Raw genomic sequence first — 26379 nt, 5'->3', positions numbered from 1 at the left:
ACTCACTGGCGTTTGTTCCGCACAGACCTCCTAGCCGGAACAAAAATGTGCGACTTGGGCTGGCCTACCTTAACATGCCGTCTTGCTGTCGGCACGAGTCGTGCCGAGGAAAATGCGGTGTCGGTTAGACCTGGGTGGGGCTTCATGCACAGGGGTTGGCTTCGGCACCAGAGGTGCCGACGTGTCGATAGCTATTCGGGTTTTACGACCGCCTGTTGCTTCTGCCAGTAACGGAACAATTCACACTTGTGCTCCTCGTTCCACCTACCGCTCATTGGCACTGTCAGTTGAGTCTCGCGCTTCGTAATACGTGGCGGTGCCGCTTCCTTTTTTTATGAAGTTTTTAGTAAGGAATTTTCGTATTGAGCGCTCTCCTATTTGCTGCGCGCACCATTCAAATACGATTTGTGTTGTTAGTTTTTTGTCAGGGAATAACTGCATGAATTCATTAATCGTCCGAATGATTGACTGGTGTACAGTCTCGTTTGTCCCGCAAGAAGCACAGGTAAAATGATTATGCTCTCTTTTCATCACTCCTTTCACGCAGCGCACGCACACAACTCCTTTACGTAGCTGATCATAAGAATATGATTGCTGTAGCGCAAAGGGATTGGTTGTGAGTTGCTCGGATGTTAATTTCGCGGCGAGTGCATGGTGGCTTTTTGACAAAGGGGCAGTTGAGGCATTGAGGGTACGCAAAAATCGGTCAAGTTGAGATGTGAAAACGGCAGGTAGTTCCGGTGGGGCTTGATACAGCATGAATTCTGGATTCATAAACATGAGGCGGGATTCGATCGGAAGTGTGTAGCCGAAGCTTTGGAGCAGCTGGCGCAGGAGGGTAACACATCGTTGCAATTGGTGAAGCGGGTTTTTGATTTCATGTCCGCGGAGCGTGGACCAATAATCTCCATCCACCTTGTAATCTCCGCTATAATTTTTAGCATCAAGGATGAAGATCTTTTCGGGGAAAATAATTAAAGTATCTACTTGAAACAATGACTGTTTGTGCTGCAGCCATAAATCATCGAGAATAATGCAGTCGCTCGTTACGGAATTGAGCCACTTGTCGAGATGGCATTCGCCAACAAATCCTTTTTCCAAGCTATGCAAGTGCTCGGGTGCGTCTAAGCGCATACGTTTGTTCAACAGCCTTAACAACATCAGTTCTGCTGATTTTTCTCGCTCGTCCACGTGTCACTTCCTTTCATGAAAAGTTACTCCCATTCTACTATAAAAAGGAGCTAGAGGGGTTCCCTCTAGCTACACTACTAAATAATAAATGCTAACAAAAAATAGAAACGACATAGCGACCGATAAGTACGCTCTCGTGCGTTGGAACTGCTGCGTCACTTCCATTACACGCACACACATGAGATAAGTCCACACCACCCCAACCAAGAAGGCTATGATTAGAAAACTGTTGGCGTACTCGATGAGTAGCGGGACGCCGAGAACGCCTGGTATGAGGACGACGGGCATCGTACGGTTCACTTCCCGCATTTTTCCCGGACCGCCGAAGCCACGTGCACCGGCCCAGAGACTAACGTTAAGCCGAATTTTGTCACGATCACCATAAGGATCCCTAAACAAGAAGTGTTGGGGCAATAGCCATACCGATGAATAACGAGTCAAAGCTTGTGATGACCGAGCGATGGAGTCACATGGCGGTCATCGGTAACACGGTTTGGCACATCGTCATTTTTCAAACGGTTACTCTTTACATCTCTTCCATTAACAGAAATTCAGCTTTAGGTGGACCCGGATTATTGAAGCGATCAACCGTAGCAAAATTACACTTTCGGTATAAATTAATGGCTCGTTGATTGCTCCGGTTCACACTTAAGCGAAAGCGATTCGGTTTAAAAGTTTCTCTACCATAGGAGAGCCCAGCTTGGAAAAAGGATTGTCCGTATCCTTGCCCAGTGAAGGTCGGGTTCATGCCGACACCGATGTCCAGGGCATCGCTTTTGTATACGCCATTTTTCTGACCACCAGGTACTTGTGCATCATGACCGTAGCAAAAAAATCCGTACACCGTCCCGTCGGGGCAAGGGTATGCGTAATAGTTTCCATTTAACAATTCTTCGATTTGCTCGGGTACGTTTTCTAAGTTGTACATTGAATACGGCGGTTCATACGTCCAACTAATAATTTCTATAGCCGCAGCTTTTGACATCGACACGATCGTCATCGGGCATGTTCCTTCTATTTTTTCCTATAACATAGCGCATTTGTTGGCGATTGTCTACAGGTCGGAGGCAGGATGCCGAAATTGTCCAGCCTCTCCGGAGAATTTGATGGGAAAACCGGTTTGGAGCAGTTTGCCGAGTGCAGGGTGCCGGGTTTCGATGATCATTTGCCGTGCTTGTACTTGCGGGTTATTGATGGATTCGGCGACGCTAAGCACGGGGCTAACACACGTTTCTTCTATTGTGAGTTGTTCAATCCAATCGTCTCGTGTTTTGGTGCGGAATAGGTTTGTGAGTTCTTGTTTCATGGATTGTTGAACGTCCGCATCCCCGTTTCGTTGATCGATCCAATCTTCTTTCCCAATGCGTGCGCAAAAGTTCTGCCAAAATTTCGCCTCGAGAGCGGCGACGGCAAGGTAACGCCCATCTTTCGTTTGATAGATCCCGTAGCACGCTTTCTGACCGGTAAGGCGGGTGTTGCCTCGCTCGGGTTCTGCCCCACCGGCAAGGTATCCGTGTGTGACTGATCCGAGTAGCGACATGACCCCGTCCATCATTGATACATCAACGTAGCGGCCTGCACCGTCACGACTGCGACCGACGAGCGCCATGAGTATGCCACTGAGAGCCATGAGCGCCCCTCCCGCTATGTCGGCAATTTGTACACCAGGCACGACAGGAGGGCCGTCTGCATTTCCAGTAATGTCTACTAGACCTGAGGTTGCAATGTAGTTGAGGTCATGACCGGCGAAGTTTTGGTATGGGCCAGTTTGTCCGTATCCAGTGAGCGAACAATAGATGATTTGTGGGTTGATCTCTTTCACGGTTTCATAATCGAGGCCGAGTCGTTTCATTACCCCTGGGCGAAAACTTTCCATAATCACATCTGCTTGTTTGCACATGTCGAGCAGTGTATTCTTTCCTTCTATTGTCTTGAGATTCAGTTGGATGCTCTTTTTGTTTCGGTTTAACGTTAAGAACCGGGTGCTCTGTCCGTTGATAATCGGTTCAGTCTCCCGACCATACTCACCAGTCGTTGGCGCTTCGATTTTTGTCACCTCTGCACCGTAGTCGGCCATCATCATCGTGCAATATGGACCGGGTAGTAGGCGCGTGAGGTCGAGCACATGAATGCCATCTAGTACTTGCATCGACGTTTCTCCTTTTTTATTTTAGCTTATCCAAACAGGGAATTTCTTACACTTTGGAAAACTGTTAAACCAAAAATCAGCAAATCTATGTAAATATGTAACGAAAGTCAAACAATATCGCCATTCCATTACAACTCGATTTCAATCAGGTTAAATTAGAAGAATTTGCTTGTCTTTGGTTGCGATTGGTTGTTACGATTCACGTTGTGGAATGCGGTAACTGATTAAGACCACTAAGGAGGGTTACGATGTTTAAAGCTAGGAAAACTAAAGGAAACATTGCATATAGCCTAGGCTTTACAGCGCTTGCTGCTGGTTTCGCGCTCATGACAGCACCGATGACAGCAGATGCAAGTGAAGTACTCGAAAACAACGAAGATGTAGAACAACTCCAAGAGAAATTGAATGATAGAGGACTTCTCGACGACGCCGATGTCACAGGCGAGTATAACGCTGCGACAACAGACGCTGTTACAACTTACCAAGAAGAGCATAACTTGCTCACAGATGGGCTTGCCGGTGTACAAACACTTGGCGCGCTATCAAAACTAACACTTGAAGATGAGGGAGATCTCGTTGAAGAGCTTCAATCTGAACTACAAGCAAATGGATACGACCCAACGTATGTTGATGGCAAATTCGGTCCATTAACCGAAGATGCGTTGGTTGAATTCCAATCAGACGCTGGCATTGCCGCTGACGGTATTGCTGGACCAGACACGTTTAGCAACCTCATGTACAATGGGGCGCCAACAAAAGAAACGGAACCTGTAACTGAAACGGAAGAAACCGCATCCGCAGAAACAGAGTCCACGTCTGAAGAATCAACAACAAACAACACTGAAAATGAAACGAGTGGCGGTACAGAATCACCAGAAGGCGCCACAATGACAATGGAAGCTACAGCGTACACGGCTGAGTGCGAAGGATGTTCTGGAATTACTGCAACAGGCATCAACTTATTGAACGACCGCAATGCCAATGTTGTTGCTGTTGATCCAAACGTTATTCCACTTGGTTCTACGGTTTACGTAGAAGGATATGGCGAAGCGATTGCTGGTGACACTGGCGGTGCGATCAACGGAAATAAGATTGACTTGCACATGGCTACGACAGAAGAAGCATTAAACTTCGGTCGCCAATCTGTAGAAGTTACTGTACTTGACTAATGGTTAAAGAGCGAAGGATCAAAAGATCCTTCGCTCTATTTTTTTGCCTTCGTAACTAGCGTCATGATGAGTACGACAGGGCTAATGATGAGCGTTAAGCTCCCAAATATATTGTATAGATTATCATTGTACATACTTAAGAAATTCACACCCCAGTCATCAAGTGTCCCTAAAAAGTTATTCGTTCCTTGTGTAGGAAAGTTAATCCAATCCATGATTGCCATAATGACAAATATGGCGATCACTCCACTAATGGTATGCACCCACGTCAAACTCACCCACTCCTTATATTTTATGATCAGAGAGACAGAACACTCGCAACTTCAGTCGTGAGATGAATGACTCTCGGTTTTGAATTATCGGACGTTTCAATCCATTCATGGTATACTGAATATAAGAATATACGTTCCCAGAATGGAGGTTCACTATGTTGACGTACAAAGGCATCCAGTTTCGGTTGTACCCCGACGCGAAGCAACAAAAGCAGATCGCTGAGACATTCGGCTGTTGCCGGTACGTCTACAACCATTTCCGTGCTTCTTGGGAGAACACGTACATCGAAACCGGTAAAGGCCTTTCCTATAAGGCGTGCGCGAATGAGTTGCCCTTGCTAAAGGTCGATTTTCCATTTTTAAAGGACGTGGACAGTACCGCTTTGCAAAAATCGGTGCGGTCGCTTGCCGATGCCTACCAACGATTTTACGCAAAGCTAGGCAAGTACCCACGGTTTAAAAGTAAGCGAAACCCTGTGCAATCGTACACGACGGCCATCCAAGGAAACACCCAGGTATTTACTACCACGGTCACGAACAACCGAATCAGGCTCCCTAAACTCGGCTGGCTGAAGATTCGTGGAAGTCGTACCATTCAAGGACGAATCGTCAGTGCACGATCACTCGCAAAGCGAGCGGTCGTTATATCGTATCGCTGAAGGTCGAAGCCGATGTACAGCCTCTGCCGTCCACAGGGCAATCGGTCGGCGTAGACCTTGGGATCACCGACTTCGCCATCCTATCGAGTGGCGAAAAAATGGACAATCATCGCTTTACAAAGGCCATGCGACAAAAGCTCGCCCGAGAGCAACGAAAGTTGTCACGTCGAGCCGAAGGAGCTAAACGCCGTGGGGTCCCACTCCACAAAGCAAAAAATTATCAAAAGCAAAAATGTGTTGTCGCTCGTCTTCATGAAAAAGTGACCAACCAACGGAAGGACTTTTTGCATAAGCTATCCACCGATCTCATCAAAAACCACGATCGGATCGTGGTGGAAGACCTTCATGCGAAAGGAATGCTTCGCAACCGCAAACTAGCTTCGGCCATAAGTGATGTCTCCTGGTCGATGTTTGTGACACAGCTCACGTACAAGGCTGACTGGTACGGGAAACAACTCATTAAGGTTGACCGGTGGTTTCCATCCTCCCAGCTCTGCTCGAGCTGCGGGCACCATGATGGCAAGAAAGGGCTACACGTTCGTAAGTGGTCCTGCTCAGCCTGCCACGCTCCTCACGATCGCGACATCAACGCAGCTGTGAACATCCTCCAAGAAGGACTCAGAACCGCAGGAACTGCGGGGATCGCCTAGCCATGAACGAAACCGCTGCCCAGCATCAACGATGTTCGGTCAAGGTTTGTGCTTCTAGGAATCTCGGTACTTTAGTGCCGAGTAGTTCAAGGGTCAACGATATGGTCAAAACCAACGAAAGCGCCAAACAGCGCACCAAGTACCCCCCATAAAACGATACTCACGACGTGCCAAAAGATGACGGTTTGTTTCTTTGCGCCTGCCGCTAAAGACGCGAAAGCAGCGATGTGTCCAGACGCATACAACGGTGTGAGAATGGCTAAGCCAGCCACTCCGTATTGCCGATACATCTTCCCTGCTTTCTCAAATCTTGAACGAATGAACCCACCTTTTTTCTTTGTTTTCCGATTTCTCATTCTCTCGAATAATGCATCAAATGGGAGGATGATGAGCAATACGGAAATTACATTTCCGATGATTGCACCGATGGCTGCCACGACGACGGGCACACCGGTGAAGCTTGCAACTCCTCCAGCAAAGAATGCTTCTAAAAAAGGAATAAACCCGATCGCAACAACAGCGAATGGTACGAGCCATCCGTTCACTTCTGAAAGTTGAATAACGAAGTCTTGAACAGAAATGAACACACGTTGCATCGTGTCTAAAATGAAATTCATGTAATCATCGATCACGACAGCCACCCTTCCTATCCTTTTTCTACTTCTAGTGTAGGTGGACGGGAAGGATGCCTCAGCAAATTCGGGATACGAGGAGGGAAATGGGTCATGAACGGGGCGAAAGGAATAGTGGGAGGGATTAGAAACTGTGCTTCTTTTTGTTTAATAGATGCAGAACAACGGGCGCACAAATAAACGCGAATAAGCACAGAACGAGGAATTCTCCGACAACTGAAAAGGGATTTTCAATGATGTTTGCGATTGCTGCGTCGAAATGAGCCATTGGCAATATTCCCGGTTCTGACAAGTTTTGATAAATTATTGCCTGGGAAATAAACAGTAAAAAGACAGGCCCTTCCCAAAAACCCACTTCAAGTCGATTGTTGGAGAATGCTGCCGCCACAGCGCCAAGTGCTGCGAAGAATACGGCAATGGGAAAGATAAAAACGACGATGCTAATTGCATGAATGATTGCAACTTCGCTCACCCAAACAGCGAGCGTAATAAACACTACGGTAATGAATACGGAAATCATCGCCTTCACAGCTAAAAGCCAATGAAAAGAGACCCCACTTTGGTCAAATACGCGCCAGGCATGGAGCTCTTTCTCTTCGACTAGCAGGCTTGCCATGATCTGCATCGGCATCAAGACGAGTGCCAGCGCGATTATAAATGGCAATTCGGGTCTGTTATCAATCATAAAAATCATTAAAAACGTTGCGTACGGAACGAGCGTAATCCAATAGATGGCCCCATTTGTTAGAAGCTGATGGGCTTCTTTATAAAAAATCATCCTCCATAACCTCATCGTGCTCGTCTCCTTACATCTTTAACATGTCTCGTAACGTCGCATAGTTTCCTTTGGATAGCGGAACTTCGCTCTTCTTGCGGTCATCGAGCCGCAGGCTATAGCTATTTTTGCTCCATACAATGACTTCTCTTACCCGCTGCAAGTTAACGACAAATGCGCGGTGAGATCGATAAAAGCCATACGGAACAAGTCTGGATTCCAACTCCTTTAAAGGCAGTGCAGACACGAACACTTCTTGGTTCACATGAATGAACGTATGCCCACCTTTACTTTCAACAAAGTCAATTTCCAACGGATCAAATAAAATGAACTTGTCATCAACCTTCGCCGATATTTTCTCTAACTTCAATGGTGAGTCTGTTGCTACCTCTTCGGTTTGACTTGATAAGCCACGTTCATGAAGTCGGTACGGCTTGCCATATTGCACCGCCTCTTCTAAAGACGTACTCGTAAGCACAACATACCTTTTCTGAAGACGTTTGAGCACTCCTTGAAAAACTTGTTTCGTTTCACGGTCGGCACCTATTATTGGCTGATCAAACAAATAAACATCGGCAGGCATAATTAACGCACGTGCATAATGCAAGCGGCGCTTTTGCATTGCTGTTAATCGTTTGATGCGACGGTCGGCGACATCTGTAAGCCCACACGCACGTAAAATGTCGACCTCTTCTGGCTTGCATCCGTACATGCTCGCCCACAGACGCAAGTGCTTACGTGGTGTAAGACGGGTGTATAACCCATCGGACTGCAACGATATGAACCGGTTCGCCACAGACACTTCGACGAATGACGGGTCTACATAACATTCATGAAAAGGCTCTAACCACTCGGTATCACCGTGAAGCGCTACAGCTTCTCCGCGAACAACCGTAAATTCACCCTCGGGTAGGCGAACCGCATTCCCTTGAAACTTCTCTTTGAAATGAAAGAATAAACTCAAAACGACCCTCCTGTTCCTCGCTTTAATCGCTGAACGACTGCAAGAAGAACGAATGCAAAGATGACGATTGAGCCGACCCAATATGCGGCAAGGACGGTATTACCCGACTCGACAGCAATATAGATGCTCGTCGGAACCGTTTGTGTGACCCCGTAGATGCTTCCGGCAAACATCATTGTCGCGCCGAACTCTCCCATTGCCCGGGCAAACCCTAGCATATACCCCGATATGAGTGTCTTCCACGTCATCGGTAACGTGACATAAACAAACACTTGCCACTCTTTTGCCCCCATTTGGCGCGCGGCAGCTTCAAGTTCATCATCAATCGTTTCAAAGCCGTTGATTAAAAGCTGATAGATGAGCGGGAAAGCGACAACGGTCGCTGCAATGACCGCTGCGAGATATGTAAACACAATCGGTTGATTAAACAACAGCTCAAACCATTCACCGATCACACTTCTCCGACCAAAAATGACCAGTAACCCAAAGCCAATGACGGTCGGAGGCAAAACGAGGGGAAGCATGAGCGCTGTCTCAACAAATACTTTCCCACGAAAGCTTCTTTTCTTCATCCACCAAGCAAAAATGATCGCAAGGACGAAGGAGAGAATGCTTGCCAAAGCAACAACACGTATTGAAACAAGGATGGGCGTCCAAAACGCTTCAATCATGTTGAACGCCGATCTCAAACCCATAAGATTCGAAAATATGTAACGGCTCGTCCGTCTGCACCCAGTCATAAAAGTGTTCCGCTCGTTCGCTAACATCCCCGATTAGACCGATCGGATAGACAATCGGTTCGTGGCTATCTTCCGGTGCGAGTGCAACCGATTGGACGTCCTCTGTACTTAGCGCATCCGTTTGATACACAATGCCAACATCTGCATTGCCTGTTTCCACATAAGTAAGTACTTGCCGAACATCTTGGCCGTACACAAACTCGTCCTCAAGTTCGGTATGTAGATTCATATTTTCTAATACTTGAGCTGCATATTTCCCGGCCGGAACAGATTCAGGATGACCGACTGCAAGACCTTGGAAGTCTACGGTCATGAGGTTAGACCAGTCGGCAATCTCCATCTCTGGTGTTGATATGAGCTGCAACCGGTTACGCAGTAAAGAGGTGGTTTCACTAACTTCTCCTCGATCAACGAGCATTTCCATGTCAGATTCGGCTGCAGAAATAAACACATCCACAGGCGCTCCTTGCACAATTTGTTGCCTAAGTTGTCCAGAAGAGCCATAGTTCATGATCAGTTCCACGTGTTCTTCCTCTTCATACATCTCTTCTATATCACCGAGTGCGTCGGATAAGCTTGCCGCTGCCATCACATGAACTTGCTCTGTCTCCTCACCACTCGCACACGCCATAAGCATACTCGCCGCTATCATGAGCCACACCTTTTTCATCCATCAACACCTCTTTATACTTCCATTCTAATGATTCTGACGAATAAATGAAAGCAAAGCAAAAAATGAATCTATTTACATATAAACGTAGTTACACCTTTATTCCTTTTGATTATTTGTTAATATTAAGAATAATTAATACTAGGAGGCGTCTTCATGGTAAAATCATTAGTAGATTATAAGCTCGACGATACCGACAGGGGGCTACTCGAACTGCTTCAACAAGAGGCACATTTGTCGAACGTCGACTTGGCTCGCCGCATTAATCTCTCTCCTCCAGCGACACATGCCCGGGTCAAACGTTTAGAGGAAGCAGGCATCATTGAACGCTATGTCACGATCTTAAATAAAGACCGACTCGGCTTTGATCTGCTCTGCTTTATTTATGTAGGCATGAATGCGCATCAAAGAAAGCATATCGATTTCTTTCAAGATAAGGTTGTGCGTATGCCTGAAGTGTTGGAGTGTCATCACGTAACGGGCAAGTATGATTATATTCTAAAAGTATTATTGAAAAACAGTCATGACTTGAAAACGTTTATTGTTGAGAACTTGAGTGCATTGCCGAGTGTGACGCGCATTCAGACGAGTGTGTCGTATGGCGAAGTGAAGTCGTCGACGGCGTTGCCTATCCAAAAGGAGGATTCATAATGACGGGTGTTCAAAAGTACATTGACCGAGGGATGGAGAAGTTGCGGGTGGAAGCGGCCCGCAAGCAGATGATGAAATTGAAGCGGTTTGATACGATTGCCGTGCACGGTTTGTACGGGATGGAAGATGCGATGGCAAATCAGGGAAGCATTATGGAACCGCTTACTGTTTCACCAGCCCAGCATTTCGAGAATTCCGATCATCTGGAAGCTGCGCTTTCTTACCAAACACCTGCGTGGGGGTATACGCGTATTCATAACCCGACGCTTTACTACCTTGAAGGCACACTTGCCCTACTTGAAGGCTATGGCTCAGACGTCGAGACGTCTGCGGTTATGACGAGTTCTGGAATGAGTGCGATCTTCATGGCAACGAATCCGTTTTTACAAGCTGAGACGGACGGTATGAACTTCGTTGCCGATGCGAAATGTTATGGAGGTACGTTCATGTTGTTCGATGAACGCTATCAAAATGAACGGGGCATTGACGTGCGTTGGGTGCAAGACACCGCCAATATTGATGCATGGGCAACGCGCATTGATGATGAGACACGCTTCCTTTATGTTGAGATGCCGTCCAATCCTTCATTGACGGTGGCCGACCTTAAACCATTGGCGAATCTCGCCCATGATCACGGCATTCCACTCATCGTTGATTCGACACTCACAACCCCTGCCCTCATGCGTCCGATCTGCCACGGTGCGGACATTGTCGTGCATTCCATTAGTAAAGCGATCGGTGGAAGCGGATCAGCGATTGCTGGTGCCATCGTTGCCAAACACCATATCCCGAGCCGTGTCGGTACCGATGAAATGCGGGAAAACTTCACTGGCTACGTGAAGCTTTGGCCGATGCGCGACCACGGCACATCACTGTCTCCACTAAGTGCTCACTTTATTCTCAACGATTTGCGTACGCTACGCACGCGCGTAGACGTAATGAGCAAAAATGCGATGCGCGTTGCCGAGTTTCTAGAGGCACATGACATGGTTGAGGCGGTTCATTACCCAGGTCTTCGCTCCAATGCTGGACATGCAACTGCCTCCAAGTATATGTGGCTCGCAGATGGCGACGAGTCTGGAAACGCCGTCAATCGGTACGGTCATTTACTAAGCTTCATGGTAAAAGGTGGCGCTGAAGCTGCTCGGAATACGCTTGATCGCCTCCAAATCATTTGGCGAGCGACGGATCTTGGCCGCCATAAAAGTGTTGCGGTCATCCCAGCCATTTCCACACACCAGCAACAAGGCGAGGAAGGCCGAGAGCTTGCTGATATTCCAGCTAACCTCATTCGTTTGTCGCTCGGCGTTGAGCACCCTGCTGATATCATTGATGAGCTCGATCAAGCGTTAAGGTAACGGCTTGGAGGATAGAATCCCCCTCGGAAGCATACGTGCGACCGGGTGGGATTTTTTCGGTCGCTTTGCAATATGTGGATCTGTGCGCTAGTTGGGGCAATCTGCGCGCTAGTTTGCTAAAAAGTCCACCTTTTTGCCGATTTTTCGCCAACTAGAGCGCAAAATCTACAAACTCGCGCGCAGTTTCTGGATCTTACGCTCTGTACAATTATTTTTATAAGATTATTCCGAAACTTGAAATCTTTTCATTCGTACCTATACAAATCACTATGCTAGGAGTGTTCCTATATGTTTAAAAAAGCGACTTCGTTTATTATTGCACCCTCTCTGCTCATCGTGGCGTGTGATAGCCAAAGCTCAATTGGCTCAGAAGAGGATGATGGCGGTTTTTGTGGAAAGTCGAGAGCGGGGATACGACCGTATACTTGCAAGGAACGGTTCATATTGGGCATGAAGATGGCTACCCGTTAAATGCAGCGATTGAAGATGCTTTTGAGCAGTCCGACGTCGTCCTGCCTGAAATTGACATAAACAACATTGACCAGCGGGAAGTCAATGAACTTCAATCGGAACAAACTTACCCTGAAGGCACAACGTTAGAAGATGATTTATCCGCAGAGCATTATGAAAAACTCGAAGAAATCCTGGACGGTACTGGTGCTGATCTTCACGTTAGACAACACGACCTGCCGTTTGTGATGACCTCTCTTCTCCACGGACTTCAGCGCCAAGATGGGGAGTACACGCACGAACATGGTGTTGATCAATACTTTCTAAATAGAGCAGAAGAAAAAGACAAAGAAATCCGTGCGTTAGAATCATATGAAGTTTATTATGAGGCAGACCAATTAGTCCCACACGAAACACACGTAACCCTTCTGGAGGAGGAAATTGACAACTTTGATGAGTCAGAGGAGGGAAGCAATGCCTCTGTTGAATTGTGGTGGGCAGGAGACCCTGACGCCTTAGCGGATGCAATCGAATACACACCTGCTGAAGAAGAGTATTATGCGATTACTGGGGAGTATCGAGACGGTTTGATGGCAGACCAGCTCGTAGATATACTCGAGGAAGACAGTGGCCAAACGTATTTTGTGATCGCTGGGGGAAGCCACTTTGTTAATACACTGAACCCAACGATTATCGATTTCTTGGAAGAGGCTGAGTATACTGTTGAGCATGTGTATTAGGGAAGACTTTTCTTTCAAAATGCATCATGTTGCGAATTGAGTGGTTTTCAAACCATTTCCACACACCAGCAACAAGGCGAGGAAGACCTGGAGCTAGCCGGCATTCCTGCTAACCTCATTCGCTTGTCGATCGGCGTTAAGCACCCGACTGATATTATGGATGAGCTCGATCAAGCGTTAAGGTAACGGCTTGGAGGATAGAATCCCCCCTAGGAAGCATTCGTGCGATCAGGTGGGATTCTTTCGGTCGCTTAGCAATATGTGAACCTGTGCGCTAGTTGTGACCGAACGGTTCTCAAGTGTGGGAAAACCGCAAGAAAAGCAGTTTAATCTCATAAACTTGAGAACAGAATGAACCAATACAGGAACAGATTACCGAGTCACGTATACACCCCCTCCCCGAAGCACCCACAAGACGTCTGCTCGAGCCGCGCCGAACCGAGTCCGATTTGGTTTCGGCCCCGACAGGCCGACAGGTTACTCGCTTACAGGCATTGAATCTGCGCTCCAGTTGAAACAAACTGCGCAGGAGTTTAGCGGAATGAGCGTTAAAATCGTAAAACTTGCGCGCAAAATGGCCCCCGCCATCCCACACAAAATCAACTCCCAACAGCGCAAATTAGGAAGTTGTAAAACCCATTTGATCTTTATAAGTTGAACGAAAGAAATGGACTGAACCCTATAACCGAGATCGGTCTTTACGGGCAACACGAAAAACGTTTGCCAAAGGGGAAAAAGCTATGGTTTATGGTCACCACCTGGCGTAAGCATGTGGTGACTTCTTATTTATGTTACAATCCTGCCCTTAAACCAGCCACTTTCGGCCCTCAACGGTCACATATATCGCTATTTGTGACCGTTGACTCCGTTTATGTGCGCATCCACGTTAAAAATGATGATTTATCTTTCCCAAGTGTCACAAAAATGAATATATGGGACATTTGGACTTCTTTCCACACCGTAACCAGTAAGCAGAAACGTAAACCGCGTCGCCCATGTGCTCTTGAATGCATAGAAAACACGGTGGGCGACCTTTGACCACCGATGTTGCACTTGTAGTCTGGAGTACAATCAACCGCTCGTACCGGTAAGCAAATTCCAACTAGAGCGCAAAATCTACAAACTCGCGCGCAGTTTCTAACCCCCTACTCCAGCTCCAGCACTTCTTCAAATTGTTCGCCTTCTTCCATCGTCCAAATCATCGTCACTTCAATGGTGCGATCTTCATCTGTTAATGCACAGCCAGTACAACCGGCTTCGGTTGTAATCGCTGAGCTTCCAGAATCGAAAGTGGTTCCGAGTATTTCAAAACTGTAGTCTGTAAGAATATCAATACTTTCTACTTCATCGTAATTATCAGGCAAGTAGTGAAATGTGTAAAAGGCGGTTTCTTGGCTTTCATGTGCTTGAACGGCTTCGAATTCGATTTCCCACGTATCGCTTTCGGCATGTTTGAAAATGGATTGCTGGCAGCCGGCCAAGATGAGTATCAAGCCAATCCATAACCATGTACATTTTTTTGTCATTGACACCACCCCTAAATCCGTACGATTTATTACTTATATTTTATATTATCATATAATTCTAACTAAAACATACTAAACTCTTTCTATGCACCGAGAAGGGGCTAATGAAAATCGTACCATAGAAACTAGAAACCTTACTATAGAATGACCAATGGTGCGATATCAGTCAAATATGCTATTAAACCTTAAAGAATCTTAGCATTGCAGTTAACGTGGCTATCGAAAATTTCACATACATCGGTACCGCTCGTTGTGTTAACGAGTAACTGAGGCCTTATTCATTTCTATGGTAAAAGAGCAATTCGCTTTTTTTTAGTTACCTCTGAAACGGTTGTGTACAATTGAACCTACCCGTAAAGTTGGAGTTAGCGACCCGTGCAATCGCTGGCGGACGGTCCAGGGTCGTTCTCGTTACGGCGAGGCGCTCGCCGGCGCACCGAAACTGCTCTCCGGTTTACAGATTCTGTTCCAAACTAGCAATTACGCCCCCTAAGATCGGTATATGCCGACGAACTTGGGCACAGTCCCCCTTACCCGTCGCCACAACTCGTTATACACACCGGTTGGCCCGCCAGCCGCGCATTCCCAGATCAATGAAAAAAGGGGAAAAATAGAAAATCCCACATAGACCATTTTTTTGATGGGATTTTCTTCAATCAGGAACCATTTTCTACAGGAATCACCACATTAAAAGGTTATATCCCCTCATGGAAGGTGATATGAGGGGATTCTTACCGATCGCAGCACGCCATGTTGTTCGAATCCCTACATAGGTCGGAGCCGATGGATCGCACTACCGTGAAGCGAGAGAGTGAGACGCTGTTTTTTCAGTGACTTCGCGCAGATAAGCTTTGTTCACACCCTTCAAGAAGTATCCAATGCCCCAGCGGTCTCTCCATATCTGCGTTTTCCAATTCCAAGATGGCACACGCCGCTTAATTTCCCTATAATAGACGTTATGAAGTTGTGCAGGGAGGGGGTGACGTATGAATCCAACGAAATGGCGTTTTCAGTATCGAATGATGCTGATTACTTCGCTGTTGCTGCTCGTCACTTTGCTGTTGGCAGGGTTATTAATTGCCCAGTCGCAAGCGAATCAGACACGGGAGTCGCTCGAGCAACAAGCGATGCTCAGCGCGACGCACCTGGCTGTGAATCCGCTTGTCATTTCTGCCCTCGTGTCTGACGAGCCTAATACCGAGTTAAGTGAGATCGCAGCACGTTTACGCGAGGACAATGATTTGCTTTATATCGTCATTATGGATATGGACGGAATTCGGCTGACTCACCCAACGGCTGAACAAGTCGGGGAACGATTCGTCGGCGATGATGTTCACGCAGTACTTGCGAATGGCGATCGGTATACATCAGAAGAAGTCGGCACACTCGGCCCATCGATGCGTGCGTTTCACCCGGTGATGAATGGGGAGAATCAGATCGGTGCGATTTCTGTTGGCATCTCCACTCAGCGTATTGAAGATTCGATTTTCCAAAGTCAACAGATCGTATTTATTGCGACAGGGTGAGCATGCTCATTGGCGCTGCTGGCGCATACCTTCTTGCTTTGCGTCTCAAACGCACGTTACATAACCTCGAGCCCGAAGCCATCGCTCAACGTCTGAAAGAGCGTGAAGCAATGCTTGAAAGTGTGCAAGAAGGGGTGATCGCAACCGATAATGAAGGAACGATCATCGTGATGAACGAGGCGGCAACACGTGCTCTTGAAAAAGATCACGTCGCAAGCCGTTGAACGACGTGTGGCCGAAGTTCCCGATTTCAGAACCACTTGGGCACGACCGGAAAGTGCTCGATGACTTGCAAGTGTTTCAAGATACGCAAATGATTACAAACAGAATTCCGGTAAAAGTTGGTAACGAGACGGTTGGCGCACTCGTGACGTTCCGAAATCGGAATGAATTGGACAAGGCGTTAGAGCGGTTGTCAGGCGTTGAGCATTACGCACAAGCGTTGCGGTTCCAAACGCATGAATTTATGAACAAACTTCATGTAATTGGAGCGATGGTACATACGAAGTCATTTGAAGAGCTTCGAGAATATGTGGATTACTTATCTGAACAATACAACGCTGGTATCAACGAAATTGCAACGTACGTTAAGGACATCACACTTGCCGGATATGTCGCTAATCAGATTGACCGCTTAGAAAAAGCGGATGTGAACGTGACACTCTCAGGCAATGGCGGCTGGCCGGTTTTTACGGAGCCAAGGCATATTGATCGGTGGATTACGATTATTGGCAACGCTTAAACAATGCGTATGAAGCATGATTGGCCAAGACCAAAAACAGATGACTCTCTCTTTTGCTACCCGCAACGACCAGCTCATTTTCGAAGTACAAGATAACGGCAAAGGCTTCGACACTTCACAACTGCCCGACTTGCTTACGTCTGGGGTTTCAACGAACGGTGCTCATCGCGGGTTTGGTCTTACGATTATGACCGAAGCTATAAAACAAGCAGGCGGAACGTATGCGTTTACCTCCTCTAAGGGAGAAGGAACGACATTAACGATTACAATGCCCGCTGAAGTAAAGGAGGATCACTGATGATTATTGTCGGGACGGTGGAAGATGAACCACTCGTCACTAAGTTTCACCAAAAATATGTAGAGATGCTCGAAGGCTTTCAATGGGCGGGGTCTGCAACGACACTCAACGAAGGAAAATCACTCGTCACAAACACGGACATGGATGTGTTGCTTTTGGATGTGTACTTGGAAAAAGAGAACGGTTTGGAATTGCTGCGCTACATCCGCAATCTTGACCTGGACGTAGATGTGATTCTCGTCACGTCAGCAAACGATCATGAGACCGTTCGCATCGGGGAACGGCTCGGCGTCGTTGATTATCTAGTCAAACCGTTCACCTTTCAACGGTTTCATGAAGCGATGTTTCGCTATCAACGTCTCGTGAGCGATCAACCGACGCTCTACAACCAACATGAACTGGATCGCCGGCTTCATAACTCCGATTATGATTTGGATGGCGACTTGCCAAAAGGGATTACGAAAGAAACAGCACTTCGCATTTTGCACGCCTTTCATCACAATAACGAATGGTACACTGCCGCAGAACTGAGTACGATGACGAACATTTCTCACGTGTCATTGCGCAAGTACTTGCGCTTTTTCGTTGAAAAAAAGTGGCTGGAAAAAGACCTCACCTATCAGCCGTCCGGTCGTCCAGTGCAACATTATTTACTGTCTTCACAAGGAAAACAACTACTGCAAACGTAACAGCCTTCTTTCAGGCTGTTTTTTCTTTTGCTTTCGTTTAATTAAAAAAGGTAGAAATTTGTCAAGAAATTGTGGAAAATGTCCGTAAGCGTTTTCAAAGGAGGTAATATTCAATGAAAGCTACATTTCAGACAACTTGGCAAAACTTATGGAAGCAACACCATCGAACAAAAGATCTTCTAAATATTTTTTCTTATAAAAAAGATGTCGACAAGGCGGCGAAGAAACGGGAACAGGATTCGCCCGACACCGCGAATGCACCTGGGAATGACGGTAATGAGGACGAGAAAAAACCGAACAAACCATACTCACGTGCACAACTTATCGGGTTATTGCTCGGTCCAACCCTCTTTCTTCTTACCTATCTGTTCTTTGAACCTCCAGGTCTTGAACAGAACGGTATCGCGGTTCTTGCGGTGACGCTTTGGATTGCGACATGGTGGGTAACAGAAGCCTTACCGATTCCGGCGACATCTTTACTTCCTTTAATTTTGCTTCCAATTACGGGGGCAATGGAAGGCGGAGACGTTGCGTCTGCTTACGGCGATGATATTATTTTCTTATTTCTAGGCGGTTTCTTCATTGCGACTGCAATGGAAAAGTGGAATCTACACAAACGAATTGCACTCTTTATCATTGCAGTAATCGGAACGAGCACCAACCGGATTTTGCTCGGGTTTATGCTAGCCACTGGTTTCATATCGATGTGGGTATCCAACACGGCAGCGGTTATGATGATGATTCCGATGGGGCTCGCCATCACAGCCCAAGTCGCTTCTGCACTGAAAGGGAAACCAGAAGAAAAAGATTTTCCTAAGTTCGAGAAATCCCTTATCTTCGGTATTGGTTATGCTGGTACGATCGGCGGGGTCGGTACGTTAATTGGTACGCCTCCGAATATTATTCTTGCGGGTCAAATGCGAGAAATCTTCGGAATTGAAATCTCATTCGCTACATGGATGATGTTCGGGGTGCCACTCGTCATTATTATGTTAGCGATTGCTTGGTTGTATCTCGGTCGCATGGCCTTTAGAACGAGCATTAAAGACTTGCCTGGCGGTCGAGAAGTCATTCAAGAAGAGCGTCATAAACTCGGGAAAACTTCCTATGAAGAGTGGATGGTCGGAATGGTATTTTTACTCGCCGCCTTCCTCTGGATTACTCGTGAATTCTTCTGGGCAGGCGACGATGCACTCATCGTCCAAATCCCTGGCATCTCGGATGGTCTGATCGCTGTTCTTGCCGCTGTGCTTCTTTTCTCCATCCCAGCCGTTCGTGCTCAAGGAGGAAGAATTCTAAGCTGGGCCGATTCTCGCGATATTCCTTGGGGAGTCCTTCTCCTGTTCGGTGGTGGTCTTGCGATTGCGCAAGGGTTCACTTCATCTGGACTATCCAATTGGTTAGGTGAACAGCTAACCGTTCTAGACGGATTCCACTTGTTTATAATTATTTCGTCTGCAACACTGCTTATCATGATGATGACAGAGATTACGTCAAACACTGCAACTGCAACGATGATTTTGCCAGTAGTAGCGGCACTTGCCGTTGCCCTCGACGTTCACCCATTTGCGCTCATGATTCCTTGTGCAATGGCTGCCAACATGGCGTTCATGTTACCTGTCGGTACACCGCCAAACGCCATTATGTTCGGTACTGGGAAACTTCGAATCATTGAAATGGTGAAAACCGGTTTTGCATTAAATATCGTAGCTACAATTGTAATCGTTCTTGGGGTCTACTTCCTCGTTCCACTCATTTGGGGCGTCGATTTATCCGTATTCCCAGAAACGTTACTGGATTAATTCGTATTCCAATCCGCTCATCGTTCTCGTGAGCGGATTTTCTTATGCGTGCGTGCTACAATGGCACTAAAACTCGTTTTAGAAAGTGGAGGCTTGAGATGATTCGACAGTTACACGCAGAAGACCGATCCGTATTTGCGAGGATGCATACAGGCATCGAAGACGATTACATCTTACATATTTTTGACCGGCTCGTAACAGGAAATAGCTATTTATACGGATTGTTTATCGACGAACAACTCGTCACCATCGGTGGCTTCACCATTTTCCAGAACACGTATGCCATGCTCGGACGCTTGCGAACCGACACCCGCTACCGCGGGCAGAACCTGTCCACCAAGCTGATGGAAACCGTCATCGACAAAGCCTTTTCCATTCCAGAAATACAATGGGTCGGCGCAAACACCCAAGAACACAATACGTCCGCCCGGCGAGTGTTAACGAAGTTAGGCCTCATGCCTACAGCCACACTGCACGGGGCGACGACGCAACATCCTGAGCGCCTAACAAACAGAGGTGAACGGTGGTCAGAAATCACCGACAAAACTGAAAAACTCCGATGGTTAGAGAAAGCGTACACGTCTTCAGGCAACGTCTTCCCGTATGAATGCTACTATCCGTTTCCGGCAACCCCATCATTATTTTCAGAAGACGACGTAGCAAACTGGCGCTTTTTTCAGAACTCAACTGAAGATCGCTTTTTCGTTGCGAAGAAAGATCAAAAGAAATACCATTACGTGCATCTTGCGTATCCGTGGCCAGATGCCGCCTGTCAGCCCGGGTTGTGGGAAACCGTCACCACACTATTTGAGGAACAGACGAAAGAAACGGGTGACCTGACATATGTTTGGTTGGACCTCACGAAAGAGATGGCCAACGCACTGCCTAGTGATCATCCGTTTGACCTCCCCTCTCCGTGGATCCTTCACGGCACGTATCGATAACAAAGACCGATCCAGACTACGTGTGTAGGCTGGATCGGTCTTCTATTGTTGTTTATCATTGGCTTGCTGCTTCGCCCGATCTCTTCTTACCATATTCACAAAAATATCAATCGCAAATGAGAGAACGACAAACATAATAATGAGCGCATACCACGGCAGATCGTACCCAAGTACTCTCAGTACAACGATGAGCACAGCAGCGACGAGTAGATAGATCCACATGACTGTCCAATCAAACGCACGCTTTTTCATTGTTCAATCCCCTTGATTCAACATTCTCTAACTAGGATAAAAGAATTCGACAACTTGTGCAACGAAATCGACCAGTCTACCGATCATTTCCATCTAATTAATTACCTATTACCGGTTGCATTCTATTCCAGAAGCAGATATAATTTTCGACATTATGTTCTGAATTTATCGAGATTTCCCATTCAACAAGGATTGCGAGGCACCTTATGACGTCTGAAAAAAGTAAAAAATCACTCAAGTTTCTAAACACCATTGAACGAATTGGCAACAAATTGCCAGAACCGCTAATGATTTTTGTCATACTTATCGCAGCAGTTATCGGACTTTCTACCATTCTTGACTGGGCAGGGATGAGCGTTCTTCATCCTCAAGATGGCGAATTATTAGAAATCCGCAGCCTGCTCTCTGGAGAAGGCATTGAGTATATGGTCACGTCGCTCGTCGACAATTTCGTTGGCTTCGCGCCGCTCGGGGTCGTCTTAACACTTATGATTGGCATCGGGCTTGCTGAACGTGTCGGATTGTTAGAATCCTTAATCAAAACACTCATGTTATCCGTTCCTGCATGGCTCGTGCCGTACATGGTCTTTTTTACAGGAACTTTGCAACCGTTGCATCGGATGCCGCGTTTCTCATCGTTCCCCCACTCGCCGGAATGATTTATTACACACTCGGCAGACACCCTGTAGCTGGTATTATTACCGGTTTCGTCGGCGCATCCAGCGGTTACGGAACCGGTATACTGATTACATCAAACGAGCCGATGCTTGCCGGAATTACGAATGAAGCGGTCGCCATTCTCGGTGATGGGCGGATGGTTACCGCGGTCGACAACTACTTTTTTATGGTCGTTGGTGTACTCATCGTCACCCTCATCGCCGGTACGATTACGAGAAAAGTAACCGAGCCACGCCTCGGTACATTTGAAGGCACCACAACGAAAGAAATCAAACCCGTTTCAAGCGAAGAGAAACGGGCGCTAAAAATTACCGGCGTCGTGGCGCTGCTATACGTTGTGATAATCACTACACTCGCTCTTTTTCCAGGGTCACCGTTACAAAATGAAGACGGCGGGCTCGTCCCTTCTCCTTTTCTCGATGGAATTGTATCCTTCTTACTCGTCTTCTTTATCATCGTCGGTCTCACTTACGGATTTTCCATGAAGAAAATCTCAGGAACAGCCGATGTGATGCGATACTCAGGAGAAGCGATTGCGAGCGTTCGAACTTCGTTGTCATCATCTTCTTTATCGCGCAGTTCACGGCGTTTTTTGATTGGACAAACATCGGTCTTTGGATGGCCGTCAACGGTGCTGAATTTCTCATATCCGTAAATCTTACCGGCATGGTGACGATCGTCGGCGTCATCTTGCTGTCCGCGATGATGACGCTCCTCATCACGAGTGGTTCAGGGTTGTGGGCCATATTAGCCCCATCTTCGTACCGATGTTCATGCAGCTCGGCTACGACCCTGCCGTCGTTCAGATGGCTTATCGAATTGGGGACTCGGCAACAGGCATGATCACACCGCTCACACCGTACATGATCGTCATACTCGGCTTCATCCGTGAGTGGGACAAACGAATTGGGATCGGGTCGCTCATCTCGTACACCTTACCGTACTCCATCCTCATACTCATTAGCTCAACCCTTCTTTTGCTCGGGTTCGCATGGCTCGGTATACCGATTGGGCCAGGGGTTCATTTCTAGACGTTGCCCGGGGTTTTGCAAACGAAGCAACGAGTACCCGCAACGTTCTATGGGACGATTTTCTCCAATTCGATCCTTATCGTAGCTGAAATCTTACCATAGATGGATCAATGGTAAGATTTCTAGTTTCTATGATGTGATTTCCAGCAACTCAGCAAGTAAAACAGCAAAAATCATCCCATAGAATGATCTATAGGATGATTTTGTAAGGATTAAACTTGGGGCTTATACCAGTAAAACGAATAATGGGAGTGTTCTTTAAAGCCGATATTCTTATAAAAAGGGTCATCTGAAATGACATATGCTTTTTTAGCGCCCATCAACCGCACCGATGTAACGTTTCGAGAACTAGAGCTTTACCTAGACCTAACTTACGGTACGCTGGCTTTGTACATAATGGTTCAATATAAGCGTAGTCCGTTGTTTTGTCATACCAACCCCCGCAATAAGCAGCAAAACCTGCTTCATTCTTCGCTACGATGTGAAGAGAAGATTCTAAATGTGGTGCCGTTAGCATTCTTTTCTGCACGTTGAGCGTTTTCTCGTCAAGAGGTAATGGGCCGTCATTTTCAAACCCTTCCCATAATACTTCATGGTGTTCATATAAGTCATTCTCTGGCTGCAAGTTGTGCAGTTGAAAGTCTGGATGTAAGTCATAGTGTAAGTCAGCATTCTCTAAATCACATGCTAATACTTGTTCGGATTGTCGTGCAATTACGAAATTGTATTTTTTCAATAAAGCAATGCCAGCTTCATTTGCATCATTTACAGCAATTCCTAGACCTGCCTTGTCTTGAAAATTAGCAATAACATATTCCAGTAGTTGTTCTCCCAACGATTTGTACGCTGTTAGTGTCGCAAAGAAGGCTTCGCCATTATAATGATCGTACGTCGCTAACCCTACAACTTCATCGTCGTCAAACCATAAACCAATCGTATGTAATGATTCAATATCAAGTTCTGGATGGAAAAACATCCACTCCCAGCGTGCCCAATTCCAATTAATGTTCTGGCGACTCTCATCATTCAGCTTGATAAGAAATTGACAGACCGATTGGTAATCATCGTGAGCGAAATTTCTGAATTCCGTTTTCATATATTGCACTCCAGTCTACCCTATTATTTTTCAATACGCGTAAAGCTTGTCCTCATTACATCATAAGATGCGCCTCTTACGAGTACAACAAGTTTTCTGGCTTGAAGACACGAATACGCAAACCGGAAGTTTATGGTATCTTTATGTAAACTACGTGAATTTAAATAAAGGTACAGGTGTATGAATGAGTGTAAAAACATTATGGGGTTCAAGAGTTCAGGAATATTATCGAAAGATGTTTCGGTACTATGCCATCATTGGAGCAAATGTTTTTTATTTCTTTCTGATCATTGGTAGTGTTCTCATTTATTTCTTTCATTTATTTGTGCAGTGGCTTCCTTCTGAACTAGCTGTTGAAGTCATCTTGTCACTCGTTGTCACTTACATTTTAACCCAGACAAAAGTACGGACATTTGTTGAGAAGGCAGATATCCCCTTTTTGTTGCCATTAGAATCGCGGTTAACACCGTATTTTATTCGATCACTCCTGTATAGTTGGGTGATTGATGTTAGTAAATTGCTGATTTTCTTAACGATTTTTATATCCTTATTTTTGGATACAACTTCTTTACATCTTATCTTTCTTCTATTTATCGTGGCAATTGCTGGCTTTAACATCGTAATGAAGTGGATTGAACAATGGCTAGAGAACCGCATACAACTTGTGTTGCATCGGTTCAATCGTTTTCTTCTCCTTTATTTCATGGTTTATTTTCTGCTTAAAGATGACTGGATGTATGTCCTGATATTCATGAGTGTACATGTCGTCTACATCCTTTATTTTATGAGAAAAAGAAGAACGTTGAATTGGCAGTGGCAAATTAATGAAGAAGAACGTGCCCGATTAAGAAACCTTAAATTTATTAACTTCTTCATCGATGTTCCTAGTCTTAAGCATTCTTTTCGGCGTAGACGATTGCTCACAATGATTGTGCAAAAGTGTATTCCCATCCGTCAGAGTCGTACATTCATCTATTTGTACACACAGTTGTTTGTTAGACATAACGATTACTTTTACCTTTATTTACGACTAACCCTCATGGGTATCGTTGTGAATTTTGCACTGCCCACAAGTGGTTGGGTCTTTCATCTGCTCATTGTATATATGACAGCTTCTCAACTCATCCCTTTACAACATCAACTAAAACAAACTGCCATGCTTTATCCGATCTCAAAAGCTCAAATAAAAGCCTCTTTCTTGAAGTTTGTTTTGACCATCTTATACGTACAATTAGTCATCGTATCGGTCCCACTGGTTATTCATCTTTCTATAGCTAGCGTATTCGGTCTAGTCATCGGGAGTCTATTCGTTTACGTATTTGTAAATTTCTTTCTCTCAAAGAGAGTCCATGTTTTAGAGAGTACTTTTAAAGAATAGCGCGGGAATTAACTAAGGGGAAAGTTAGTTTAAAGGAAAACCTTACAGTTTGATATCATAAATGAAACTTTACAATCTGTTCACGTAATCGCTTTTACTACTTAAAGAAGGTGGTCAATTGTGAAAAAGGACATAATCTTAGGTTTTGGTGTGATTATCGTCGGTCTTAGTGTCATAATTTTGTTTTTAACAACGGTCTTCTCCCCACCAATCAATAGTTTTCTCCTAAGTACGGCAGGTATTTTAGGGCTTCTAGGTACGTTAATATCTCTTTCAAGTCTCAAGGCTAATGAAAGAACTCGTTAAAAATTCAACTATATCAATATCATTTACTGACTATGTCTTTTAAGCACACAGTTTATAGATATTACAAAGTTTGCCTTTCATTTTAAGATGGGCAATTTTACTTTATAGAGACAACTACGCAGAAAACTGATCATTTTATAATTTAAGCAGGAAGTATATGTTCTCTAAGCGAATACCTCATTATACATGTGCACAAATGTATACACATTTAAATGAGGTGATTGATATCGATCGAGGTTTTAGGAAGAAAACGTTTCGAGGAGCAAAAATTGAAGACCTTATTTTAGAATTAGAAAAACTGAGTTCATTATGTGAAGAAAAATCTAATCGTAGTGATCAAATTCAAAGCCAACGCTTTTATGAAGGGATGGCTATAGCTTATACAACTATTGCAGTGAAGCTAAAAGGAGACTTCGATTATATTGAACCTAAAGTGATTGATGAATTATACAACGCCATAGACAAAACTTCTAATCAAAGCAATAAGAGTACTACAGAACAAGTATTAAGTTGTTCATTTTGTAATAAAGATCGAGACGAAGTTGGAGAGTTAGTTTTAGGGCCGGGAGTTTCCATTTGCGGTCAGTGCTTGGAATTTGGCGTAGAGGTAATTCGGTCGAACTCTCCAAAAGGGTAATTGTCATTAACCCTGTGCATCGCAAATCGTAACGAGTGGATTCAATCAACCGATTCTTGCCACGATTTTGAACCCCAAGCTGGAGTGGAGAAACTTACCTTGGGGTATTTTTATTGCTCATATCTGGTTGGCTTTTTATGTACCCTTTATTATGACCGAGACGTAAAGGTTACGGTCCTGAGTCTTGACGAAATTAGTTGTTCGCTAATTCTTCGCTGGCACAACTCGGGCGGATATCTGTAGCCCAAATACTCTCCTGTCTACCGTTATGTGCAAACTAATCGAATCTTTATATGAGCGAAATACTTCAATCGTCACATATTTGCGTTTTTGAGTCATTTCACTTCGTAAAACGGTCCATTATTCACCTGGATTGTCACACAAGATTCGCCAACTGTCACAAA

Annotated in this window: 26 protein-coding genes and 2 pseudogenes; 16 read left to right on the top strand and 12 right to left on the bottom strand. The window is 45.6% G+C overall.

Annotated features, from left to right (window positions below; translation table 11 throughout):
- Nucleotides 1–264: 264 nt before the first annotated feature.
- From JCM19039_RS20165 to JCM19039_RS20150, 3 genes are all read right to left on the bottom strand, one after another.
- The gene (locus tag JCM19039_RS20165) at nucleotides 265–1191 is read right to left on the bottom strand and encodes a nuclease-related domain-containing protein (RefSeq protein WP_052398997.1); all 927 of its coding nucleotides are present in this window, start codon (nucleotides 1189–1191) and stop codon (nucleotides 265–267) included.
- A 526-nt stretch (nucleotides 1192–1717) separates the two neighbouring features.
- The gene (locus JCM19039_RS20155; RefSeq protein WP_042430715.1) at nucleotides 1718–2191 is read right to left on the bottom strand and encodes a GNAT family N-acetyltransferase; all 474 of its coding nucleotides are present in this window, start codon (nucleotides 2189–2191) and stop codon (nucleotides 1718–1720) included.
- Nucleotides 2192–2245: 54 nt separating this feature from the next.
- Nucleotides 2246–3340, bottom strand: coding sequence for a CaiB/BaiF CoA-transferase family protein (locus tag JCM19039_RS20150; RefSeq protein WP_042430714.1), 1095 nt, complete (start codon nucleotides 3338–3340; stop codon nucleotides 2246–2248).
- A gap of 248 nt (nucleotides 3341–3588) precedes the next feature.
- Here JCM19039_RS20150 and JCM19039_RS26935 point away from each other — a divergent pair, with 248 nt between their 5' ends.
- On the top strand, nucleotides 3589–4509 hold the full coding sequence (locus JCM19039_RS26935) for a peptidoglycan-binding protein (RefSeq protein WP_081834659.1): 921 nt from the start codon (nucleotides 3589–3591) through the stop codon (nucleotides 4507–4509).
- 35 nt (nucleotides 4510–4544) lie between these two features.
- On the opposite strand, the gene JCM19039_RS20140 is transcribed toward JCM19039_RS26935, so the two are convergent.
- A complete protein-coding gene (locus tag JCM19039_RS20140; protein ID WP_042430713.1) occupies nucleotides 4545–4781 on the bottom strand; it encodes a hypothetical protein in 237 nt (78 codons plus the stop codon).
- 155 nt (nucleotides 4782–4936) lie between these two features.
- Between JCM19039_RS20140 and tnpB the strand changes: the two are divergent.
- Nucleotides 4937–6090, top strand: a pseudogene (tnpB, locus tag JCM19039_RS20135) (IS200/IS605 family element RNA-guided endonuclease TnpB).
- Nucleotides 6091–6176: 86 nt separating this feature from the next.
- On the opposite strand, the gene JCM19039_RS20130 reads toward tnpB, so the two are convergent.
- From JCM19039_RS20130 to modA, 5 genes are all read right to left on the bottom strand, one after another.
- The gene (locus JCM19039_RS20130; RefSeq protein ID WP_042430712.1) at nucleotides 6177–6731 is read right to left on the bottom strand and encodes a small multi-drug export protein; all 555 of its coding nucleotides are present in this window, start codon (nucleotides 6729–6731) and stop codon (nucleotides 6177–6179) included.
- 115 nt (nucleotides 6732–6846) lie between these two features.
- On the bottom strand, nucleotides 6847–7515 hold the full coding sequence (locus JCM19039_RS20125; RefSeq protein ID WP_152550298.1) for a hypothetical protein: 669 nt from the start codon (nucleotides 7513–7515) through the stop codon (nucleotides 6847–6849).
- A gap of 13 nt (nucleotides 7516–7528) precedes the next feature.
- Nucleotides 7529–8461 (bottom strand): LytTR family transcriptional regulator DNA-binding domain-containing protein, encoded by a 933-nt coding sequence (locus JCM19039_RS20120; RefSeq protein ID WP_042430706.1) that lies wholly within the window; start codon nucleotides 8459–8461, stop codon nucleotides 7529–7531.
- A complete protein-coding gene (modB, locus tag JCM19039_RS20115; protein ID WP_042430705.1) occupies nucleotides 8458–9132 on the bottom strand; it encodes a molybdate ABC transporter permease subunit in 675 nt (224 codons plus the stop codon). The genes JCM19039_RS20120 and modB overlap by 4 nt, the downstream gene beginning before the upstream one ends.
- A complete protein-coding gene (gene modA, locus JCM19039_RS20110) occupies nucleotides 9125–9871 on the bottom strand; it encodes a molybdate ABC transporter substrate-binding protein (RefSeq protein ID WP_042430702.1) in 747 nt (248 codons plus the stop codon). Before modA ends, modB begins: the two co-directional genes overlap by 8 nt.
- A gap of 156 nt (nucleotides 9872–10027) precedes the next feature.
- Here modA and JCM19039_RS20105 point away from each other — a divergent pair, with 156 nt between their 5' ends.
- From JCM19039_RS20105 to JCM19039_RS24060, 4 genes are all read left to right on the top strand, one after another.
- Entirely contained in the window at nucleotides 10028–10522 is a 495-nt protein-coding gene (locus JCM19039_RS20105; protein WP_042430699.1) for an Lrp/AsnC family transcriptional regulator, read from the top strand.
- Nucleotides 10522–11880, top strand: coding sequence for an aminotransferase class I/II-fold pyridoxal phosphate-dependent enzyme (locus JCM19039_RS20100; protein WP_202963207.1), 1359 nt, complete (start codon nucleotides 10522–10524; stop codon nucleotides 11878–11880). Before JCM19039_RS20105 ends, JCM19039_RS20100 begins: the two co-directional genes overlap by 1 nt.
- 389 nt (nucleotides 11881–12269) lie before the next feature.
- Entirely contained in the window at nucleotides 12270–13070 is an 801-nt protein-coding gene (locus JCM19039_RS20095) for a TraB/GumN family protein (protein ID WP_042430696.1), read from the top strand.
- A 36-nt stretch (nucleotides 13071–13106) separates the two neighbouring features.
- On the top strand, nucleotides 13107–13256 hold the full coding sequence (locus tag JCM19039_RS24060; protein ID WP_152550297.1) for a PLP-dependent transferase: 150 nt from the start codon (nucleotides 13107–13109) through the stop codon (nucleotides 13254–13256).
- A gap of 959 nt (nucleotides 13257–14215) precedes the next feature.
- Here JCM19039_RS24060 and JCM19039_RS20085 read toward each other — a convergent pair.
- Nucleotides 14216–14596 carry a hypothetical protein gene (locus JCM19039_RS20085; RefSeq protein WP_042430691.1) on the bottom strand — a complete coding sequence of 127 codons (381 nt, stop codon included), beginning with the start codon at nucleotides 14594–14596 and terminating at the stop codon, nucleotides 14216–14218.
- A 986-nt stretch (nucleotides 14597–15582) separates the two neighbouring features.
- Between JCM19039_RS20085 and JCM19039_RS20080 the strand changes: the two genes are divergently transcribed.
- The 7 genes from JCM19039_RS20080 to JCM19039_RS20050 all read left to right on the top strand — a co-directional run bounded on the left by JCM19039_RS20080 (nucleotide 15583) and on the right by JCM19039_RS20050 (nucleotide 20597).
- Nucleotides 15583–16122 (top strand): hypothetical protein, encoded by a 540-nt coding sequence (locus JCM19039_RS20080; RefSeq protein WP_042430688.1) that lies wholly within the window; start codon nucleotides 15583–15585, stop codon nucleotides 16120–16122.
- Nucleotides 16123–16124: 2 nt separating this feature from the next.
- Nucleotides 16125–16346 (top strand): hypothetical protein, encoded by a 222-nt coding sequence (locus tag JCM19039_RS20075; RefSeq protein WP_042430681.1) that lies wholly within the window; start codon nucleotides 16125–16127, stop codon nucleotides 16344–16346.
- Between the two features lie 5 nt (nucleotides 16347–16351).
- Nucleotides 16352–16864, top strand: a complete 513-nt coding sequence (locus JCM19039_RS20070) for a Spo0B domain-containing protein (RefSeq protein ID WP_238545162.1) — start codon at nucleotides 16352–16354, stop codon at nucleotides 16862–16864.
- A 16-nt stretch (nucleotides 16865–16880) separates the two neighbouring features.
- Nucleotides 16881–17162, top strand: coding sequence for an ATP-binding protein (locus JCM19039_RS20065; RefSeq protein ID WP_042430675.1), 282 nt, complete (start codon nucleotides 16881–16883; stop codon nucleotides 17160–17162).
- Nucleotides 17162–17851: a response regulator gene (locus JCM19039_RS20060; RefSeq protein ID WP_042430673.1), complete on the top strand. Its 690-nt coding sequence runs from the start codon at nucleotides 17162–17164 to the stop codon at nucleotides 17849–17851. The genes JCM19039_RS20065 and JCM19039_RS20060 overlap by 1 nt, the downstream gene beginning before the upstream one ends.
- 113 nt (nucleotides 17852–17964) lie before the next feature.
- The gene (locus JCM19039_RS20055) at nucleotides 17965–19653 is read left to right on the top strand and encodes a DASS family sodium-coupled anion symporter (protein ID WP_042430670.1); all 1689 of its coding nucleotides are present in this window, start codon (nucleotides 17965–17967) and stop codon (nucleotides 19651–19653) included.
- A gap of 98 nt (nucleotides 19654–19751) precedes the next feature.
- Nucleotides 19752–20597: a GNAT family N-acetyltransferase gene (locus tag JCM19039_RS20050; protein ID WP_042430667.1), complete on the top strand. Its 846-nt coding sequence runs from the start codon at nucleotides 19752–19754 to the stop codon at nucleotides 20595–20597.
- A 42-nt stretch (nucleotides 20598–20639) separates the two neighbouring features.
- Here JCM19039_RS20050 and JCM19039_RS20045 read toward each other — a convergent pair whose 3' ends face one another.
- Nucleotides 20640–20849 carry a hypothetical protein gene (locus JCM19039_RS20045; protein ID WP_042397316.1) on the bottom strand — a complete coding sequence of 70 codons (210 nt, stop codon included), beginning with the start codon at nucleotides 20847–20849 and terminating at the stop codon, nucleotides 20640–20642.
- Nucleotides 20850–21055: 206 nt separating this feature from the next.
- Between JCM19039_RS20045 and JCM19039_RS28265 the strand changes: the two are divergent.
- Nucleotides 21056–22558: pseudogene (locus JCM19039_RS28265) on the top strand (AbgT family transporter).
- Between the two features lie 319 nt (nucleotides 22559–22877).
- Here JCM19039_RS28265 and JCM19039_RS20035 read toward each other — a convergent pair.
- Complete coding sequence (locus JCM19039_RS20035) at nucleotides 22878–23654, bottom strand: GNAT family N-acetyltransferase (protein WP_052398992.1); 777 nt, start codon at nucleotides 23652–23654, stop codon at nucleotides 22878–22880.
- A gap of 184 nt (nucleotides 23655–23838) precedes the next feature.
- Between JCM19039_RS20035 and JCM19039_RS20030 the strand changes: the two genes are divergently transcribed.
- On the top strand, nucleotides 23839–25032 hold the full coding sequence (locus JCM19039_RS20030) for an ABC transporter permease (protein ID WP_042430665.1): 1194 nt from the start codon (nucleotides 23839–23841) through the stop codon (nucleotides 25030–25032).
- 463 nt (nucleotides 25033–25495) lie between these two features.
- The gene (locus JCM19039_RS20020) at nucleotides 25496–25975 is read left to right on the top strand and encodes a ClpX C4-type zinc finger protein (RefSeq protein WP_307190313.1); all 480 of its coding nucleotides are present in this window, start codon (nucleotides 25496–25498) and stop codon (nucleotides 25973–25975) included.
- Nucleotides 25976–26379: the final 404 nt, after the last annotated feature.

The organism is Geomicrobium sp. JCM 19039 (assembly GCF_000698145.1).
Classification (GTDB): Bacteria; Bacillota; Bacilli; order Bacillales; family Marinococcaceae; genus Geomicrobium_A.
Note: the sequence above shows the minus strand (reverse complement) of the source record. Positions and strands in the feature narration are given on the sequence as shown.